This window comes from Pseudomonas sp. SL4(2022) (genome assembly GCF_026625725.1).
Classification (GTDB): Bacteria; Pseudomonadota; Gammaproteobacteria; order Pseudomonadales; family Pseudomonadaceae; genus Aquipseudomonas.
On record NZ_CP113060.1, the window covers coordinates 3,963,033 to 3,980,744 of the forward strand.

The 17,712-nt window shown below is 59.2% G+C and carries 15 protein-coding genes and 1 pseudogene; 11 read left to right on the forward strand and 5 right to left on the reverse strand.

What is annotated here, in order from left to right:
- Nucleotides 1-4: 4 nt before the first annotated feature.
- The gene (locus OU997_RS18740) at nt 5-1,591 is read left to right on the forward strand and encodes an ABC-F family ATPase (protein WP_108488285.1); all 1,587 of its coding nucleotides are present in this window, start codon (nt 5-7) and stop codon (nt 1,589-1,591) included.
- Nucleotides 1,592-1,665: 74 nt separating this feature from the next.
- Here OU997_RS18740 and cysS read toward each other — a convergent pair whose 3' ends face one another.
- Together cysS and OU997_RS18750 are read right to left on the reverse strand one after the other, a co-directional pair.
- Nucleotides 1,666-3,048, reverse strand: a complete 1,383-nt coding sequence (gene cysS, locus OU997_RS18745) for a cysteine--tRNA ligase (protein ID WP_267807996.1) — start codon at nt 3,046-3,048, stop codon at nt 1,666-1,668.
- A gap of 62 nt (nt 3,049-3,110) precedes the next feature.
- Nucleotides 3,111-4,775, reverse strand: coding sequence for a glutamine--tRNA ligase/YqeY domain fusion protein (locus tag OU997_RS18750; RefSeq protein WP_267807998.1), 1,665 nt, complete (start codon nt 4,773-4,775; stop codon nt 3,111-3,113).
- A gap of 306 nt (nt 4,776-5,081) precedes the next feature.
- Between OU997_RS18750 and OU997_RS18755 the strand changes: the two genes are divergently transcribed.
- The 3 genes from OU997_RS18755 (at nt 5,082) to OU997_RS18765 (ending at nt 7,735) form a co-directional block, all read left to right on the forward strand.
- Nucleotides 5,082-5,576 (forward strand): peptidylprolyl isomerase, encoded by a 495-nt coding sequence (locus OU997_RS18755; protein ID WP_108488288.1) that lies wholly within the window; start codon nt 5,082-5,084, stop codon nt 5,574-5,576.
- Nucleotides 5,573-6,301 carry a UDP-2,3-diacylglucosamine diphosphatase gene (gene lpxH, locus OU997_RS18760; RefSeq protein WP_108488289.1) on the forward strand — a complete coding sequence of 243 codons (729 nt, stop codon included), beginning with the start codon at nt 5,573-5,575 and terminating at the stop codon, nt 6,299-6,301. Before OU997_RS18755 ends, lpxH begins: the two co-directional genes overlap by 4 nt.
- 99 nt (nt 6,302-6,400) lie before the next feature.
- Nucleotides 6,401-7,735 carry an SPFH domain-containing protein gene (locus tag OU997_RS18765; protein WP_108488290.1) on the forward strand — a complete coding sequence of 445 codons (1,335 nt, stop codon included), beginning with the start codon at nt 6,401-6,403 and terminating at the stop codon, nt 7,733-7,735.
- 50 nt (nt 7,736-7,785) lie between these two features.
- Here OU997_RS18765 and OU997_RS18770 read toward each other — a convergent pair whose 3' ends face one another.
- On the reverse strand, nt 7,786-8,391 hold the full coding sequence (locus tag OU997_RS18770) for a tRNA-(ms[2]io[6]A)-hydroxylase (RefSeq protein WP_267808001.1): 606 nt from the start codon (nt 8,389-8,391) through the stop codon (nt 7,786-7,788).
- Between the two features lie 243 nt (nt 8,392-8,634).
- Here OU997_RS18770 and OU997_RS18775 point away from each other — a divergent pair, with 243 nt between their 5' ends.
- Nucleotides 8,635-9,498 carry a universal stress protein gene (locus tag OU997_RS18775; RefSeq protein ID WP_108488365.1) on the forward strand — a complete coding sequence of 288 codons (864 nt, stop codon included), beginning with the start codon at nt 8,635-8,637 and terminating at the stop codon, nt 9,496-9,498.
- Nucleotides 9,499-9,554: 56 nt separating this feature from the next.
- Here OU997_RS18775 and OU997_RS18780 read toward each other — a convergent pair whose 3' ends face one another.
- Nucleotides 9,555-10,031, reverse strand: coding sequence for a DUF1289 domain-containing protein (locus OU997_RS18780; protein WP_267808005.1), 477 nt, complete (start codon nt 10,029-10,031; stop codon nt 9,555-9,557).
- Between the two features lie 407 nt (nt 10,032-10,438).
- On the opposite strand from OU997_RS18780, the gene acnB reads away from it, so the two are divergent.
- The 5 genes and pseudogenes from acnB (at nt 10,439) to alaC (ending at nt 16,721) form a co-directional block, all read left to right on the forward strand.
- The gene (gene acnB / locus OU997_RS18785; RefSeq protein ID WP_108488293.1) at nt 10,439-13,048 is read left to right on the forward strand and encodes a bifunctional aconitate hydratase 2/2-methylisocitrate dehydratase; all 2,610 of its coding nucleotides are present in this window, start codon (nt 10,439-10,441) and stop codon (nt 13,046-13,048) included.
- Nucleotides 13,049-13,180: 132 nt separating this feature from the next.
- Entirely contained in the window at nt 13,181-13,390 is a 210-nt protein-coding gene (locus tag OU997_RS18790; RefSeq protein ID WP_108488294.1) for a YgdI/YgdR family lipoprotein, read from the forward strand.
- Nucleotides 13,391-13,582: 192 nt separating this feature from the next.
- Entirely contained in the window at nt 13,583-14,779 is a 1,197-nt protein-coding gene (locus OU997_RS18795; RefSeq protein WP_267808007.1) for a CmpA/NrtA family ABC transporter substrate-binding protein, read from the forward strand.
- A 1-nt stretch (nt 14,780) separates the two neighbouring features.
- Nucleotides 14,781-15,359: an ANTAR domain-containing response regulator gene (locus tag OU997_RS18800; protein ID WP_108488296.1), complete on the forward strand. Its 579-nt coding sequence runs from the start codon at nt 14,781-14,783 to the stop codon at nt 15,357-15,359.
- 137 nt (nt 15,360-15,496) lie between these two features.
- Nucleotides 15,497-16,721, forward strand: a pseudogene (gene alaC, locus OU997_RS18805) (alanine transaminase).
- A 39-nt stretch (nt 16,722-16,760) separates the two neighbouring features.
- On the opposite strand, the gene OU997_RS18810 reads toward alaC, so the two are convergent.
- Nucleotides 16,761-17,153: a hypothetical protein gene (locus OU997_RS18810; RefSeq protein WP_267808009.1), complete on the reverse strand. Its 393-nt coding sequence runs from the start codon at nt 17,151-17,153 to the stop codon at nt 16,761-16,763.
- Between the two features lie 211 nt (nt 17,154-17,364).
- Here OU997_RS18810 and OU997_RS18815 point away from each other — a divergent pair, with 211 nt between their 5' ends.
- Nucleotides 17,365-17,682: a transcriptional regulator gene (locus OU997_RS18815; RefSeq protein ID WP_108488299.1), complete on the forward strand. Its 318-nt coding sequence runs from the start codon at nt 17,365-17,367 to the stop codon at nt 17,680-17,682.
- Nucleotides 17,683-17,712 lie beyond the last annotated feature (30 nt).

Here is a 17,712-nt window from a genome sequence, read left to right on the forward strand (position 1 = left end):
TATTTTGATTTCAACCGCAAATATCACCATGCAATTCGGCGCCAAGCCGCTCTTTGAAAACGTGTCTGTGAAGTTCAATAACGGCAACCGCTATGGCCTGATCGGTGCCAACGGCTGCGGTAAATCGACCTTCATGAAAATTCTCGGTGGTGATCTGGAACCCTCCGCAGGTCAGGTGATGCTGGAGCCGAATGTGCGCCTGGGCAAATTGCGCCAGGACCAGTTCGCTTACGAAGAATTCAACGTAATCGACACCGTGATCATGGGCCATGCCGAGCTGTGGAAGGTCAAGGCCGAGCGTGACCGCATCTATTCGCTGACTGAAATGAGCGAAGAAGACGGTATGAAAGTCGGTGAACTCGAAGGCGAGTTCGCCGAAATGGATGGCTACACCGCCGAGTCACGGGCTGGCGAGTTGCTGCTGGGCCTGGGTATTCCGCTGGAACAGCATTTCGGCCCGATGAGCGAAGTGGCCCCTGGTTGGAAACTGCGCGTATTGCTGGCCCAAGCGCTGTTTTCCGACCCGGATGTGCTGCTACTCGACGAGCCAACCAACCACCTGGACATCAACACCATCCGCTGGCTGGAAAACATCCTCACGGCGCGCAACAGCACCATGATCATCATTTCCCACGACCGCCACTTCCTTAACTCGGTCTGCACCCACATGGCCGACCTGGATTACGGCGAGCTGCGCCTGTTCCCAGGCAACTATGACGAGTACATGACCGCTGCGACCCAATCGCGCGAGCAACTGCTGGCCGACAATGCCAAGAAGAAGGCACAGATCGCCGAGCTGCAGACCTTCGTCAGCCGCTTCTCGGCAAACGCCTCGAAAGCCAAGCAGGCCACCAGCCGCGCCAAGCAGATCGACAAGATCCAGCTGGCCGAGGTCAAACCATCCAGCCGCGTCAGCCCGTTTATCCGCTTCGATCAGAATAAGAAACTGCATCGCCAGGCGGTAACCCTCGACAAGCTGTCGAAGGCATTCGACGACAAGGTGTTGTTCAAGAATTTCAGCTTCACCATCGAAGCCGGCGAGCGCGTGGCGATCATCGGCCCTAACGGCATCGGTAAGACCACCCTGCTGCGCACCCTGGTCGGTGAAATGACCCCGGACGCCGGCACGGTAAAATGGACCGACAGTGCCGAACTGGGCTACTACGCCCAGGACCACGCCCACGATTTCGAAGCCGATGACACCCTCTTTGAGTGGATGGGCCAGTGGACCCAGGGCGAGCAGAACATTCGCGCTGCACTGGGCCGCATGCTGTTCTCCTCCGATGAAATCCAGAAGTCGGTCAAGGTGTTGTCCGGTGGTGAGCAAGGCCGCATGCTGTTCGGCAAACTGGCCTGCCAGAAGCCCAACGTGCTGCTGATGGACGAACCGACCAACCACCTCGACATGGAATCCATCGAGGCGCTCAACCTGGCACTGGAAAACTACCCGGGCACGCTGATCTTCGTCAGTCACGACCGCGAGTTCGTCAGCTCCCTGGCCACGCGCATCATCGAGCTGTCGGACAACGGCGTGACCGACTTCAGCGGCAGCTATGACGACTACCTGCGCAGCCAGGGTGTGATCGTCTGACCCTTGCGCTATCGGCAAACAAAAAGCCCGCTCATTGAGCGGGCTTTTTGTTTGCCTCAGGAAGGCTCAGCGACTCAATCAGCCAGGCGCCAGGTAGTACCGCCCTTGCCGTCTTCCAGTACTACGCCCATGGCGGTGAGCTGATCGCGAATACGATCGGACTCGCCCCAGTTCTTCTCGGTGCGGGCCTGCAGACGCGCAGCGATCAATGCCTCCACCTCGGCCGCATCGACCTTACCGGTAGCACCGGCCTGCAGAAAGGCTTCAGGCTCCAGCTGCAACACACCCAGCACTCCAGCCAGCTCCTTCAAGCGCGCGGCCAGACCAGCAGCAGCCTGCACATCGCTTTCACGCAGACGGTTGATCTCGCGGGCCAGCTCGAACAACACCGCGCAGGCTTCCGGCGAGTTGAAGTCATCATCCATCGCTGCCGCAAAGCGCTCGACAAAAGCTTCGCCACCCGCCGGTGTAGCATCAGGCAGGCCCTTGAGTGCGTTATAGAAGCGCTCCAGCGCACCTTTGGCTTCGCGCAGGCTGTCTTCGGAATAGTTGATCGGGCTGCGGTAGTGGCTGGACACCAGCAGGTAGCGCACCACTTCCGGGTGATACTTCTCCAGCACCTCACGAATGGTGAAGAAGTTGCCCAGGCTCTTGGACATCTTCTCGCCGTCCACGCGCACCGCGCCGGCATGCATCCAGGCATTGGCGTAGAGCTTGCCAGTAGCCGCCTCGCTCTGAGCGATCTCGTTTTCGTGGTGCGGGAATACCAGATCCGGTCCGCCACCGTGAATATCGAAAGTCTCGCCCAGGCAGCAGGTCGACATCACCGAGCACTCGATATGCCAGCCCGGACGGCCGGCACCCCAAGGCGATTCCCAGCTTGGTTCGCCGGGTTTGACGCCTTTCCACAGGACGAAATCCAGCGGGTCCTGCTTGGCTTCGTCGACTTCAATGCGCGCACCGATCTTCAGGTCTTCAATCTTCTTGCGCGACAGCTTGCCGTATCCGACAAACTTGCCCACCCGGTAGTACACATCACCATTGCCAGGCGCATAGGCATACCCCTTGTCGATCAGCGTCTGAATCATTGCGTGCATACCGGCGATATGCCCGGTGGCACGCGGCTCCTGATCGGGACGCAGCACATTCAGCCGCGCCTCGTCTTCGTGCATGGCCGCGATCATACGTTCAACCAGCGCTTCAAACGGTTCGCCGTTCTCATTGGCGCGCTTGATGATCTTGTCGTCAATGTCGGTGATATTGCGCACGTAGGTCACTTCATAGCCACGGTGGCGCAGCCAGCGAGTCACCACATCAAACGCCACCATCACCCGCGCGTGACCGATATGACAGAAGTCGTAAACCGTCATGCCGCACACATACATGCGCACCTGGTTACCCACCAGCGGTTTAAAGACGTCTTTGCTTTTGGTCAGCGTGTTGTAGATCGAGAGCATCGGGGTTCCTTGGAAAACCACGGGCCAGTGCGCTGGCCCGGTCTATGACGCGTCCGGCTTGATTAAGCCCAGGAATCGCGCAGCGTTACGGTACGGTTGAAGACGGGTGCACCTGGCTTGCTGTCCTTAATGTCGGCACAGAAGTAGCCTTCGCGCTCAAACTGGAAGCGCTCTTCCGGTGCAGCCTCAGCCAGGGATGGCTCGGCACGACAACCCTTGAGCACCACCAGTGAATCCGGGTTGATGTTGTCGAGGAAGCTGCCGCCCTCTTCGTCCTTCTCCGGATTGGCGGAGCGGAACAGGCGGTCGTACAGGCGCACTTCGCACTCAACGCTTTCAGCCGCTGGCACCCAGTGAATCACGCCTTTGACCTTGCGGCCTTCCGGGTTTTTGCCCAGGGTGTTTTCGTCGTAGCTGCAGCGCAGTTCGACAATATTGCCGTCGGCATCCTTGATCGCCTCATCGGCGCGAATCACGTAGCTGCCGCGCAGTCGCACTTCGCCGCCCGGAATCAGGCGTTTGAAGCCGGCCGGCGGGACTTCTTCGAAGTCGCTGGCATCGATATAGATTTCGCGGCTGAACGGCAATACACGCACGCCCATGTCCTGCTTGGGGTGGCGCGCCAGCTCTAAGTTCTCGACCTGGCCTTCCGGGTAGTTGGTGATCACTACTTTTAGCGGTTTCAGCACGCACATGGCGCGTGCTGCATTGGCGTCCAGGTCATCACGAATGGTGAACTCCAGCATGCCAATATCGACCACGCCGCCAGCGCGGTTGACACCAATCATGTCGCAGAAGGCGCGGATCGACGCCGGGGTGTAGCCGCGACGGCGGAAGCCCGACAGGGTCGACATGCGCGGGTCGTCCCAACCATTGACGTGCTTCTCGTCAACCAACTGCTTGAGCTTGCGCTTGCTGGTGATGGTGTAATTGAGGTTCAAGCGCGCAAATTCGTACTGACGCGGCTGCGCCGGCACCGGCAATTGCGCCAGGAACCACTCATACAGCGGACGGTGATCCTCAAACTCCAGGGTGCAGATCGAGTGAGTGATGCCTTCGATGGCGTCCGATTGACCGTGGGTGAAGTCATAGCTCGGGTAGATGCACCATTGGTCACCGGTCTGGTGGTGGTGAGCATGACGAATGCGATAGAGGATCGGGTCACGCAGGTTGATGTTCGGCGAGGCCATGTCGATTTTCGCGCGCAGCGAACGAGCGCCATCGGCGAACTCGCCCGCTTTCATACGGGCGAACAGATCAAGGTTTTCCTCGACGCTGCGCTCTCGGAACGGGCTGTTCTTGCCCGGCTCGGTGAGGTTACCGCGGTAAGCGCGCATTTCTTCTGCGTTCAGGTCGCAGACAAAGGCCTTACCCGCCTTGATCAGTTGGATGGCCCAGGCATGCAGCTGGTCGAAATAGTTGGAGGCATAACGCTCCTCGCCCGCCCACTGAAAGCCCAGCCACTGCACGTCGCTCTTGATCGCGTCGATGTATTCCTGGTCTTCCTTGGCCGGGTTGGTGTCGTCAAAGCGCAGGTTGCACTCGCCACCAAACTCTTTGGCCAGGCCGAAGTTCAGGCAGATCGACTTGGCGTGACCAATATGCAGGTAGCCATTGGGCTCCGGCGGAAAACGGGTGATGATTTTCGCGTGTTTGCCGGAATCCAGGTCGGCCTGGACGATGGGGCGAAGGAAATTAGCGGCGGCGACGGTTTCTGGCTTGCTCATGGGGTCCTTGGCGAGTGCGGGGCACGATTCAGAGCCTGTTCACAACCTTGCGAGCTAGAGCTAAACGGTGGCGAAAATAGCCGAGGAAGCGGAGTTTACGACTGTAAATGAGCATTCCGAGGCGGCTTTCAACGCCATTTAGCCAACGCGCAGTAGGTTGTGGACAGGCTCTCAGGGTAGGCCGGCTTATACAAAGCGCTTATCATAGCCGAAGCTGTCAACCCCCTGACAGGCCCAAGAGCCGCCGCAATGCCCTTTGCTGGAAATTCGGCGTCTCACGGATTTATCGACAGAGCGATTACCTCCATGATCAAGCTGCACACCAACCACGGCGTTATCACCCTCAACCTGTTCGAAGACAAAGCCCCGGAAACCGTGGCCAACTTCAAGCAATACGTTAAAGAAGGTCACTACGACAACACCGTTTTCCACCGCGTGATCAGCAACTTCATGATCCAAGGCGGCGGTTTTGAGCCGGGCATGAAGCAGAAAACCACCCGTGCCCCGATCAAGAACGAAGCCAACAACGGCGTCGCCAACAAGATCGGCACCGTGGCCATGGCCCGTACCATGGAGCCGCATTCGGCCTCCGCGCAGTTCTTTATCAACGTTTCCGACAACAGCTTCCTCAATCACAGCGCGCCGACCGTTCAGGGCTGGGGCTATGCGGTGTTCGGTGAAGTGGTGGAAGGCATGGACGTGGTCAACGCCATCAAGGCTGTTGCCACCACCAGCAAATCCGGTCACCAGGATGTACCGGTTGATGATGTAGTCATCGAGCGTGCCGAGATCGTTGAGTGATTCTACTGATCTCCGATCTGCATCTTGAACAGGAGCGCCCGGATATCAGCCGGGCGTTTCTGCATTTTCTTGAAACCCGCGCGATCCAGGCTCAGGCGCTGTACATCCTGGGTGACTTCTTTGAAGTGTGGATTGGCGACGATGCCATCACCCCTTTCCAGCGCACGATTGCCCAGGCCTTGCGCCAACTCAGCGAGTGCGGCACACGCATCTACCTGATGCATGGCAATCGCGACTTCATGATCGGCAAAGCGTTCTGCCGCGAAGCAGGCTGCACTCTGCTACCCGACCCCAGTGTGATCGAACTGAATGGCCAGCGCGTGATGCTGATGCACGGCGACAGCCTGTGCACCCAGGACGTGGGCTACATGAAGCTGCGCCGTTGGCTGCGCAACCCGCTCTCGCTGTTTATTCTGCGCAATCTGCCCCTGCGCACCCGACAGAAGCTGGCGCGTAAACTGCGCAATGAAAGCCGCACCCAGACGCGGATGAAAGCCAGCGAAATTGTCGACGTCACCCCGAACGAAGTACCGCGCATCATGGCCGAGCACGGTGTGCGCACACTGATTCACGGCCACACCCATCGCCCGGCCACCCATGACCTGCAGGTGAACGGCCAGGCGGCGCAACGCATTGTGCTTGGCGACTGGGACAAGCAGGGGTGGGCACTGCAGGTCGACAGCCAAGGCTTGCGGCAAAGCGCCTTCGATCTTGAACCTGCGTGAAACTTTGACGGTGCGCACAAAGCGCTGAGCGCCCCCTCTTGACGGACGATTCGCCGATCATCAGCATCGACGCCCTCAAAACGCCATCAGGGACCGATCATGTTGATCAGCAAGGAACACATCCTCAAATATGCCATTGCCCCCGCCGCGCTGGTTGCCGTGGGCTTTGTCAGCTTCAACAGCGTGTTCTTCTATAACGAAGCCGGTTTCGCCACCCACGTACGCACCATTTTTGGTGAGGAAAAGGTCGTCGATGATGTGGGCTACGCGACCAAATGGTTCGGCCGTGCCACCGCCTGGAAAAAAGCCCTCAGCGTGCAATCGGTACTGACCGAAGCCCTGGCCATCGACGACAGCAGTGACAACGACTCGCTCGGCGCGACCATTGAAGCCTTCCCTATCGTGTTTCTCGGCAACGTTGACGCCAAAGTCGAGTCTTCTGCGCGCTTCCGCCTGCCTGCGGGTGAGCAATTCCTGAAAATCGCCCAGGAATATCGCAACCCGGAGAACTTCATCAAAACAGCCCTGGTTCCGGCCATTAAAGAAACACTGCAGGCCACAGCGTCGCTGATGAGCGCTGACGACTTCTATGCCGGCGCACGCAGCGAGTTCGCCGCTGAGTTTGAAAACCAGCTGAATGACGGCCTGTACCTGATCAAACGCAAGGAAGTGCGTGGTCCGCGTGGCCACCAGCCTACTCAAACCGCAATCCTGCAGGCCGGTACCGAACAGGGCGTGTTCGGCGACAACAACGCCAGTCAGTTCGTCACCGAGAAGGTCATGGACAGCAAAGGCATCCCAGTCCGCAAGCAGCAGCAGTTCCGCAAATACGGTGTGGAAGTGGTGGAGGCGCGCATCACCAACGTTGACCCCAACCCGCAGTACAAGCAGCGCATGGTAAAGGTGCAGCAAGCCCTGGCTGAGCTGGCCGTGGCGCGGCAGAACCGCCTGAAGGAAGAAGAAGAGAAGCTGCTGGTAACTGCCCGCGGTGAAAAGGAAGTGGAAGCGCGCCGCCAGGAAACCCTGCGCGACCAGATTGAACGCACCACCCAGGCAGAAACCGAGAAGCAACTGGCGATCATCAACGCCGAGCGGGAAAAAGGCCGCGCCGAAATCGAGAAACAAACCGCCGAACTGCTGCGCGACAAGGCCGCCATCACCGCCGACGCCACCAAGATCACCGCCGACGCTGAAGCCCATGCCCGCGAAGCGGTGATCAAGGCGGACGGCGCGCTGCAACCCAAACTGGATGCATTGATCGCGATCAACAAGGTCTGGGCCGAAGCGGCTGCTCAAGCACCGGTTCCGAGCGTGATGATGGGCGGCGGTAGCGATGGCGCCAGCAGCCGCCAGGATGAAATCAGCCAGCTGATGGGAGTGCTGGCGACCAAGGCCGCGCGCGACCTGTCGCTGGATCTGAAAGTACAGCAGTAAACAACACACCCTCGCCCACCCAAAAAGCGCCCGATTGGGCGCTTTTTGCTTTAGCGCGGCGGCACACCGCTGTGAAAGCGAAACTCGGTGTCCGGCGACTCGATCAGTTCACGCTCCACCGCCCTCACCCGTTCAATCGCCTGATCAACATCACGGGCATCGCCGTATTGGTAAGCCAGCTTCAGATAATTTTGAAAATGCCGCGCTTCGCTTTTCAGCAAACCGAAGTAGAACTTACCCAACTCTTCATCCAGATGCGGCACCAGAGCCTCGAAACGCTCGCAGCTACGCGCCTCGATAAACGCACCGACCACCAGGGTATCCACCAGCTTATGCGGCTCGTGGGTGCGCACCACTTTGCGCAGCCCCGAGGCGTAACGGGCCGCCGACACCGGGCGCAGGCCGATCTTGCGGCGCTTCATGATGCGCAACACCTGCTCGTGATGCACCAGCTCCTCACGGGCCAGGCGCGACATGGCGTTGAGCAGGTCAACATAGGTGCTGTACTTGGCCATTAAACTCAACGCCGTGCTGGCGGCCTTGAACTCGCAGTTCTTGTGGTCAATCAGCAGCGTCTGCTGATCAGCCAAGGCGGCGGTGATCCAGGCATCCGGCGTGCGGCAACCGAGAAATTCGTGAATCTCCGGTAAGTTCATGACGGGACACCCACTACCGGACAAAGCGCGGCCTGAAGTGCAAAACAGCGTAGCAATTCGTCGATTTCGGCTAACAGATACATAAATTCACAAAAATGGGCGGGCTTGAGTGGTGCGGCTAATAGGCGAGCATTATACGAATGAGCGCGCCAACAGCCACTGGATTGACATTGGTCAAGCACAGGGCAACTGACGGCGATCTATAGTGATAAGCAGTTCAACTGATTGCACATGGAGATGATCATGCAAGCTATACGCAGCATCCTGGTGGTAATGGAGCCCAATCACGCCGAAGACTTGGCGCTCAAACGCGCCAAGCTAATTGCCGGGGTGACGCAGTCGCACCTGCACTTACTGGTGTGCGACAAAAAGAGTGATCACAGCGGCTACCTGCGCGATCTCACTGGCCTGCTCAATAGCGAAGGGTTCAGCGCCTCCGGTCAACAGGCCTGGCATGAAAACCCGCACCAGACCATCGTCAACGTGCAGCAAGCTGAGGGCTGCGGCCTGGTGATCAAGCAGCACTTCCCCGACAACCCGCTGAAAAAGGCCCTACTGACGCCGGATGACTGGAAACTGCTGCGCTACTGCCCAGCTCCGGTGCTGATGGTGAAAACCGATAAACCCTGGGCCGGTAGCGTGATTCTGGCGGCGGTCGATGTTGGCAATGCCGATGGCGAACACCGCACCTTGCACACCAGCATTGTCAGCCATGGTTTCGACATCGCTGCCCTGGCCAAAGCCGAACTGCATGTGATCAGCGCACACCCGGCGCCCATGCTCTCGGCAGCCGACCCAACCTTCCAGCTGCGGGAGACCATCGAAGCGCGCTACCGCGAGCAATGCAAGGCCTTCCAGGCCGAATACGAGATCAGCGATGAGCGCCTGCATGTCGCCGAAGGCCCGGCCGATGTACTGATCCCGCACACCGCTCGCGAACTCAATGCGGGGGTCACCGTGATTGGCACCGTGGCACGAACCGGGCTGTCCGGTGCACTGATCGGCAACACGGCCGAGGTGATTCTCGATTCACTGGAGAGTGACATCCTGGTGCTCAAGCCAGACGACATCATTGCTCATCTGGAAGACCTGGTCGCCCAACGCTAAGGCCGCCCAGCAACGGAAAAGCCGCCCATTGGCGGCTTTTCCGTATTACCAGCGGTTCATATCCGGGCTTGCAGGCCCTCACTGAGAAAACGCGGCGCGATGTAGCGCTCGTAATGCGCCTCGGAAAGCAGAAAGAATTCGCGGTCAATGGCATCACGCAACTCTGGTAAGGCCCAGTCACGAAACTCCGGTAGCAGCACCATGCCGTAGGCTTCCAGCTGACTGATCACCCGTGCGCCGCGGGCAATCAACTGATAGGCCCAGCAATAAGGCGATTGTTGCGCTACAAAGCGAATCTGCCGCTGCTCCAACTGAGCGCGCAAGCGCAGCGGGTCAAAAACCTCGACTTTGGCGGTCATAACCTGCACCAGCAACACTTCCAAACGCATCCAGACTGCGTGCTTTTCTTCGTCGTTATAACCGTTCCAGTGCGTTACCTCATGGTGAAAGCGCTTGCAGCCACGGCAGACCAGATCACCGTACACAGTGGAACACAGGCCTACACAAGGGGTTTTGATACGCTGATTGGACATAACGGCAGGTACGGTGGCTGGCAAAACAGGCTGGCATCTTAGCCCTTTGTCTAAAGCAGATCACCCCCAGATAAGCGGGGGCTTTGGCTTAACTTTATGAAAGCTTTCCAGTAGAATCGGCCGGCCTTTTAGAGGCAGCAACGTCCGTTGGAAGCTGTTTTCAAAGCGTCACGAGCACAGTCAATCCTGCAGGTTCGATGTTGGTGCCGACCCTTGAGCCACCCTTCAAGCGTCTGCACCAGCCCTCATCAAGCCCGTCCTGCCGGCGTAAAACTTTGAAAACAGCTTCTGCAAGAAAACAGCGCAACCTCGGCTGAGCGGCCCATAAAGCCACAAAGCGCCTGGTTCGATGTTTTCTGGATCGCGTCCCGGACAACCCTTTGGGACCACTGATGAGGGTAATAACTGTGCTTGAAGCCTATCGCAAACATGTAGCAGAGCGTGCCGCTCAGGGTATCGTGCCCCAGCCGCTGAACGCCGAACAAACCGCAGGCCTGATCGAGCTGCTGAAAAACCCGCCGACTGGCGAAGAAGCCTTTCTGCTCGACCTGATCACCAACCGCGTGCCGCCAGGCGTCGACGAAGCCGCCTACGTCAAGGCCGGTTTCCTCTCTGCCATTGCCAAAGGCGAAGCCACTTCCCCACTGATCAGCAAGCAACACGCTGTTGAATTGCTGGGCACCATGCAAGGCGGTTACAACATCGCCACATTGGTCAGCCTGCTGGATGACAGCGAACTGGCTGCCGTGACTGCCGAACAACTTAAGCACACCCTGCTGATGTTCGACGCCTTCCACGACGTTGCGGAAAAAGCCAAGAACGGCAACGTTCACGCCAAAGGCGTTCTGCAATCCTGGGCTGACGGCGAGTGGTTCAAAAACCGCCCGACCCTGGCCGACAAGATCAGCCTGCGCGTGTTCAAGGTTACTGGCGAAACCAACACCGACGACCTGTCGCCGGCTCCAGACGCCTGGTCGCGTCCGGACATCCCGCTGCACGCCCTGGCCATGCTGAAAATGGCTCGTGACGGCATCGTGCCTGATGCGCAAGGCGCCATCGGTCCGATGAAACAGATCGAAGAAATGCGCGGCCAAGGCTTCCCGATCGCCTACGTCGGTGACGTGGTCGGTACCGGTTCCTCGCGTAAATCCGCCACCAACTCGGTGCTGTGGTTCTTCGGCGACGACATCCCCTACGTGCCAAACAAGCGCGCGGGCGGTTTCTGCTTCGGCAGCAAGATCGCGCCGATCTTCTACAACACCATGGAAGACGCCGGCGCTCTGCCAATCGAGTTTGACGTTTCCAACATGCACATGGGCGACGTCATCGACCTCTATCCGCATGCGGGCAAAGTCTGCAAACACGGCACCGACGAAGTACTGACCACCTTCGAAATGAAGACCCCAGTACTGCTCGACGAAGTCCGCGCTGGCGGCCGTATTCCGCTGATCATCGGTCGCGGTCTGACCGAGAAAGCCCGTGCCGAGCTGGGCCTGGGCCCAACCGACCTGTTCAAGCTGCCTGAGCCACCGGCTGCCAGCACCAAGGGTTTCACCCTGGCGCAGAAGATGGTCGGCAAGGCCTGCGGTCTGCCGGAAGGCAAAGGCGTACGTCCGGGCACCTACTGCGAACCGAAGATGACCACCGTCGGCTCCCAGGACACCACTGGCCCGATGACCCGCGACGAGCTGAAAGACCTGGCCTGCCTGGGCTTCTCCGCTGACCTGGTGATGCAGTCCTTCTGCCACACTGCGGCCTATCCGAAGCCAATCGACGTGACCACCCACCACACCCTGCCGGATTTCATCCGCACCCGTGGCGGCGTGTCCCTGCGTCCTGGCGACGGCATCATCCACAGCTGGCTGAACCGCATGCTGCTGCCGGATACCGTCGGTACCGGTGGTGACTCGCACACCCGTTTCCCGATCGGCATCTCCTTCCCGGCCGGTTCCGGTCTGGTTGCCTTCGCCGCAGCTACTGGCGTAATGCCGCTGGACATGCCGGAGTCGGTACTGGTGCGTTTCAAGGGCAAACTGCAACCGGGCATCACCCTGCGTGACCTGGTGCATGCCATCCCTTACGTGGCCATCCAGAAAGGCCTGCTGACCGTCGAGAAGAAAGGCAAGAAGAACATCTTCTCCGGCCGCATCCTCGAGATCGAAGGCCTGGACGAGCTGACCGTTGAGCAAGCGTTCGAGCTGTCCGACGCCTCTGCCGAACGTTCCGCTGCCGGTTGCACCATCAAACTGCCGGAAAAGGCGATTGCCGAGTACCTGCGTTCGAACATCACCCTGCTGCGCTGGATGATCAGCGAAGGCTACGGCGATGCGCGCACCATGGAACGTCGCGCCCAAGCGATGGAAGCCTGGTTGGCCGATCCGAAGCTGATGGAAGCCGACAAGGACGCCGAGTACGCCGAAGTCATCGAAATCGACCTGGCCGACATCAACGAGCCGGTGCTCTGCGCACCGAACGACCCGGATGACGCCCGCCTGCTCTCGACCGTTCAGGGCGAGAAGATCGACGAAGTGTTTATCGGTTCGTGCATGACCAACATCGGTCACTTCCGCGCTGCCGGCAAGCTGCTGGATCAGGTCAAAGGGCAGCTGCCAACGCGTCTGTGGCTGTCGCCGCCGACCAAGATGGACGCTCATCAGTTAACCGAGGAAGGCTACTACGGCATTTACGGCAAGGCTGGCGCGCGCATGGAAATGCCGGGCTGCTCGCTGTGCATGGGTAACCAGGCACGCGTTGAGCCGAACTCGACCGTCGTCTCGACCTCGACCCGTAACTTCCCGAACCGCCTGGGTGACGGCGCCAACGTGTACCTGGCTTCTGCCGAACTGGCAGCAGTCGCCTCGATTCTCGGCAAACTGCCGACGGTCGAGGAGTACATGGCGTACGCGAAGAACATCGACAGCATGGCTGCCGACGTTTACCGCTACCTGAGCTTCGATCAGATCGCTGAGTTCCGCGAAGCAGCGGCAAACGCCAAGATCCCTGCTGTTCAGGTCTAAGCGTTAGCTGAAATGAAAAAGCCCCGCCTTGTGCGGGGCTTTTTCTTTATGCCTGCCTTGCGCAACAAAAGCCAGCAGCTACTTTCTGACATGGGGGTGTAATAACGCACCACAGACCATAAGGAGTTATTTATGAAGCACTGGATCATTGTTGCACTCTGCATGTCCTGTCTTGCCGGCTGCAGCAGCGAATACATCATCAGCACCACCGACGGCCAGATGCTCACCAGTGACGGTAAACCGCGCCTGGATAAAGGGACCGGGATGCTCGAGTTTACTGACAGTGAAGGCCGCAAACAGCAGATTCCGCAAAGCTCGGTCAAGCAGATGCTGGAACGCTGAGTTACTTCGCATACAACAAACCCCGCCACGGCGGGGTTTGTTGTATCTAGGGCTAAGTGGCATATGCATTGCTAAGCATCAACCAGCCTTTCCAACGGCGGAAACGCTTCAACAAGACAACGGTGTCGTATCACTCGTAAGCGAGGGCCGCGAGTGGCACGGCACCTTTCTGTGTGGGCCCAGGAAAGCACCATGAATGAGCGCCTGATCAGCTGCAGCGATACACCGGAAAAGCCCGTGTTGAATATTGGCTTCATGGCCCTGAGCGATTCGGCATCGGTGATTGTCGCCGCAACGCAGGGCTTTGCCGAAAAATATGGCCTGACCCTAAACCTGAAGCGGCAGCGTTCATGGGCAGGCTTGCGCGATAAACTGCTGAGCGGTGAACTGGACGCTGCCCACAGTCTCTACGGCTTGATCTATGGCGTACAACTGGGTCTGGGCGGCGCCCCTGCCACCGACATGGCTGTACTCATGGGGCTGAACCAGAACGGCCAGAGCATCAACCTGTCGCAGCCCCTGCAGGCCACCGGCGTGACCAGCGGTGAGGCACTGAACCAGTATGTGCACCAGCATGCCGCACGCCTGACCTTCGCCCAGACCTTCCCTACCGGCACCCATGCTATGTGGCTGTATTTCTGGCTCGCTAGCCAGGGCATTCATCCATTGCGCGATGTCGACAGCGTGGTCGTGCCGCCGCCGCAGATGATCGAACACCTCAAGGCCCAACGCATCGACGGTTTCTGTGTTGGCGAACCCTGGACTGCCAAAGCAGTGGAAGAAAACCTCGGCTGCACCCTGACCACTATCCAGGCGATCTGGCCCAATCACCCGGAGAAAGTGCTGGGCTGTACCCGTGCCTTTGTCCGCCAGCACCCCAACAGCGCCCGCGCCCTGATCATGGCCGTGCTGGAAGCCAGTCGGTTTATCGATGAGAGCGAGGAAAACCAGTGCAGCACCGCCCAGTTACTCAGCGGTCAGGATTATGTAGACGCACCGCTGTCGGCCATTCAACCGCGTTTTCTCGGCCACTATCAGGACGGTCTCGGCCATGCCTGGTTGGACGCTCATCCACTGCGCTTCCATGGTCAGGGCGCGGTGAACATGCCTTATCTATCAGACGCCATGTGGTTTATGACCCAGTTCCGCCGCTGGGGTCTGCTGCGTAATGACCCGGACTACCTGGCTATCGCCCGTCAGGTGCAACAACTCGATCTCTACCAGCAGGCCGCCAGCACCCTCGGCATCGCCGTACCGGCGCCCATGCGCAGCAGCCAGTTGCTGGATGGCCCGATCTGGGACGGCACTGACCCGGTCGGCTATGCCCGCAGCTTTGCACTGCATGCACGGGTTGATGTGCCCACTGACGCGCTGCAGGAGAGCTGCTGAGATGCTGCGTATCATGCTGATTAACGACACGGCGAAGAAAGTTGGCCGTCTGAAAACAGCATTGACCGAAGCAGGCTTCGAGGTCATCGATGAATCTGGTCTGACCATCGATCTGCCGGAGCGGGTCGAGGCAGCACGCCCTGACGTGATCCTGATCGATACCGAATCACCGAGCCGCGATGTCATGGAGCAGGTGGTGCTGGTCAGCCGCGACCAGCCGCGCACCATTGTCATGTTCACCGACGAGCATGACCCCGGCGTGATGCGCCAGGCGATTCAGAGCGGCGTCAGCGCCTATATCGTCGAGGGCATCCATGCCCAGCGCCTGCAGCCGATTCTCGACGTGGCCATGGCCCGTTTCGAGAGCGACCAGGCGTTGCGTGCACAACTGCAGGCACGCGATGCCCAGCTGGCCGAACGCAAGCGCATTGAAGTGGCCAAGGGCCTGTTGATGAAGATGAAAAGCTGCGACGAGGAACAGGCCTACACACTGATGCGTCGCCAGGCCATGAGCCGCCAGCAGAAGCTGGTGCAGGTGGCTGAACAGATCATCGCCATGCACGACATGCTCGGCAGCTGAGTTCGACCACTGTTATGCCGTGCTGACGCCTGGCTGTGCTGGACATAAAAGCAGCGCGGCGCTTATCTTCGCGCCTGGCCAGCACACTGGCCAACGTCGCTCGGACGGTTCCGGGCGCTTACGTCTCCGAGGAAAGCATGGCTGACCAAGCTTCGCGCCGCTTTGCGCGCATCGATCGACTCCCCCTACGTTTTCAACATCACCGCTGAACTGAAGATGGCCGCGCGCCGCCGTGGCGAAGACATCATCGACTTCAGCATGGGTAACCCGGACGGTGCCACGCCGCCGCATATCGTCGAAAAACTGGTGCAGGTCGCCCAGCGTGAAGACACCCACGGCTACTCCACCTCACGCGGCATTCCGCGCCTGCGCCGCGCCATCTCTCGCTGGTACAAGGATCGCTACGACGTGGAGATCGACCCTGAAAGCGAGGCCATCGTTACCATTGGCTCCAAGGAAGGCCTGGCGCACCTGATGCTGGCGACCCTGGACCATGGCGACACCGTTCTGGTGCCCAACCCCAGCTACCCGATTCATATCTACGGCGCGGTCATCGCCGGTGCCCAGGTGCGTTCAGTGCCACTGATTCCCGGCGTGGATTTCTTCGCCGAGCTGGAGCGGGCAATTCGCGAGTCGATTCCCAAGCCGAAGATGATGATCCTCGGCTTCCCGTCCAATCCCACTGCACAGTGTGTGGAGCTGGATTTCTTCGAGCGTGTGGTGGCCCTGGCCAAGCAATATGACGTGCTGGTGATTCACGATCTGGCCTACGCCGATATCGTCTACGACGGCTGGAAAGCCCCGTCGATCATGCAGGTGCCGGGTGCCAAGGACATTGCCGTGGAGTTCTTCACCTTGTCGAAGAGCTACAACATGGCCGGCTGGCGCATCGGCTTTATGGTCGGTAACCAGGAGCTGGTCAGCGCCCTGGCGCGGATTAAGAGCTACCACGACTACGGCACCTTCACCCCGCTGCAGGTGGCGGCGATTGCCGCGCTGGAAGGTGATCAGCAATGCGTGCGCGATATCGCCGAGCAATACCGCCAGCGCCGCAACCTGCTGGTCAAAGGCTTGCACGAGCTGGACTGGATGGTCGAAAACCCGAAAGCCTCGATGTATGTCTGGGCGAAAATTCCTGAGCAGTACGCCCAGCTCGGTTCACTGGAATTCGCCAAGAAGCTGCTGCTGGAGGCCAAGGTCTGCGTCTCCCCGGGCATCGGCTTTGGCGATTACGGCGATGACCATGTGCGCTTTGCCTTGATCGAAAATCAGGACCGCATCCGTCAGGCGATTCGCGGGATCAAGGCGATGTTCCGCGCCGATGGCCTGATACCCGGCAAGAAGGCCAAGGCCGACGAGTAAGCAGAAGATAGAGGGCACCTTAGGGGGCCCTCTTTCGTTTCAACCGGAGTAATCCAGCACCGTCCAAACCTTGCTCAGACCACTGGTAATGACGCAGCCGCTCTGCCCCAGTTGATTGTTGCTGTGCAGCGACATCAGATTGGTCATGCCATCTGCCGCATCCGAGCGTTCGCTCAGCCACTGCACGCGGCCGCAATTGGCCGTTTCGATCACATAACTGGCCGCCACGGCAGAGTCCTCGCTCGGCAGCCTGATCACATCCACCACCGTGCCCTGCTCTTCTACACGCTTGCCGTCGGATACCAGCACCGCCCAGGCCTGGCCATTCTCAATCACCAGGTAGGTGCCATTGGCCCTCGGTTGATCAAGCTGGGGTTGCGCACAACCGGCCAAAAGACCCAACAGCACAATTGTCATCAGCATCTGTTGCATTGTTAGTGACTCCTCTGCAGTGCCTGTGGCCATTGGCTTTGCGGGCAGATGGCGCGAGTGATCGAGTAGGTGCCGGTTATGGCCTTGGGCTTACTATTATCGAATACTGTTTATTTGTACAGTATTTTTCGATTACCCTTGGTCATGCCATCCAGCCAACCATGCCGCCCGGCAGATCGGGCCCATACAAGGCGTTAACAGGAGTACCCAGATGCTCGACGTACTGCAGCTGAAACACAGCGTAAACCGCATGCCCTTGGAAAAAGTCCGGGCCACCGTCAATGAATTGCAGCTTGAAGGCATCGTCACCGAGGGCAAAACGCCGTTTTCCCGGGTGCACTTCAACACCTGTTTTGCCGAGATCGAAGCCTTGCTGCAGCGTGCCGGCTATCACCGTCAGCTGGATGTGGTCGGCTACCAGGGCCTGACCTACGCCATGTTCGACCCCTCGCGCTGGGAGGCGGTGGAAGTGCTGCGCTGGCTCAAGGAGTTTGTCGAGGAAACTCAGGGCAAATCGCTGTCCCGCTAAGGCTGTGGTGCGTGATCCACACCTAGGCTG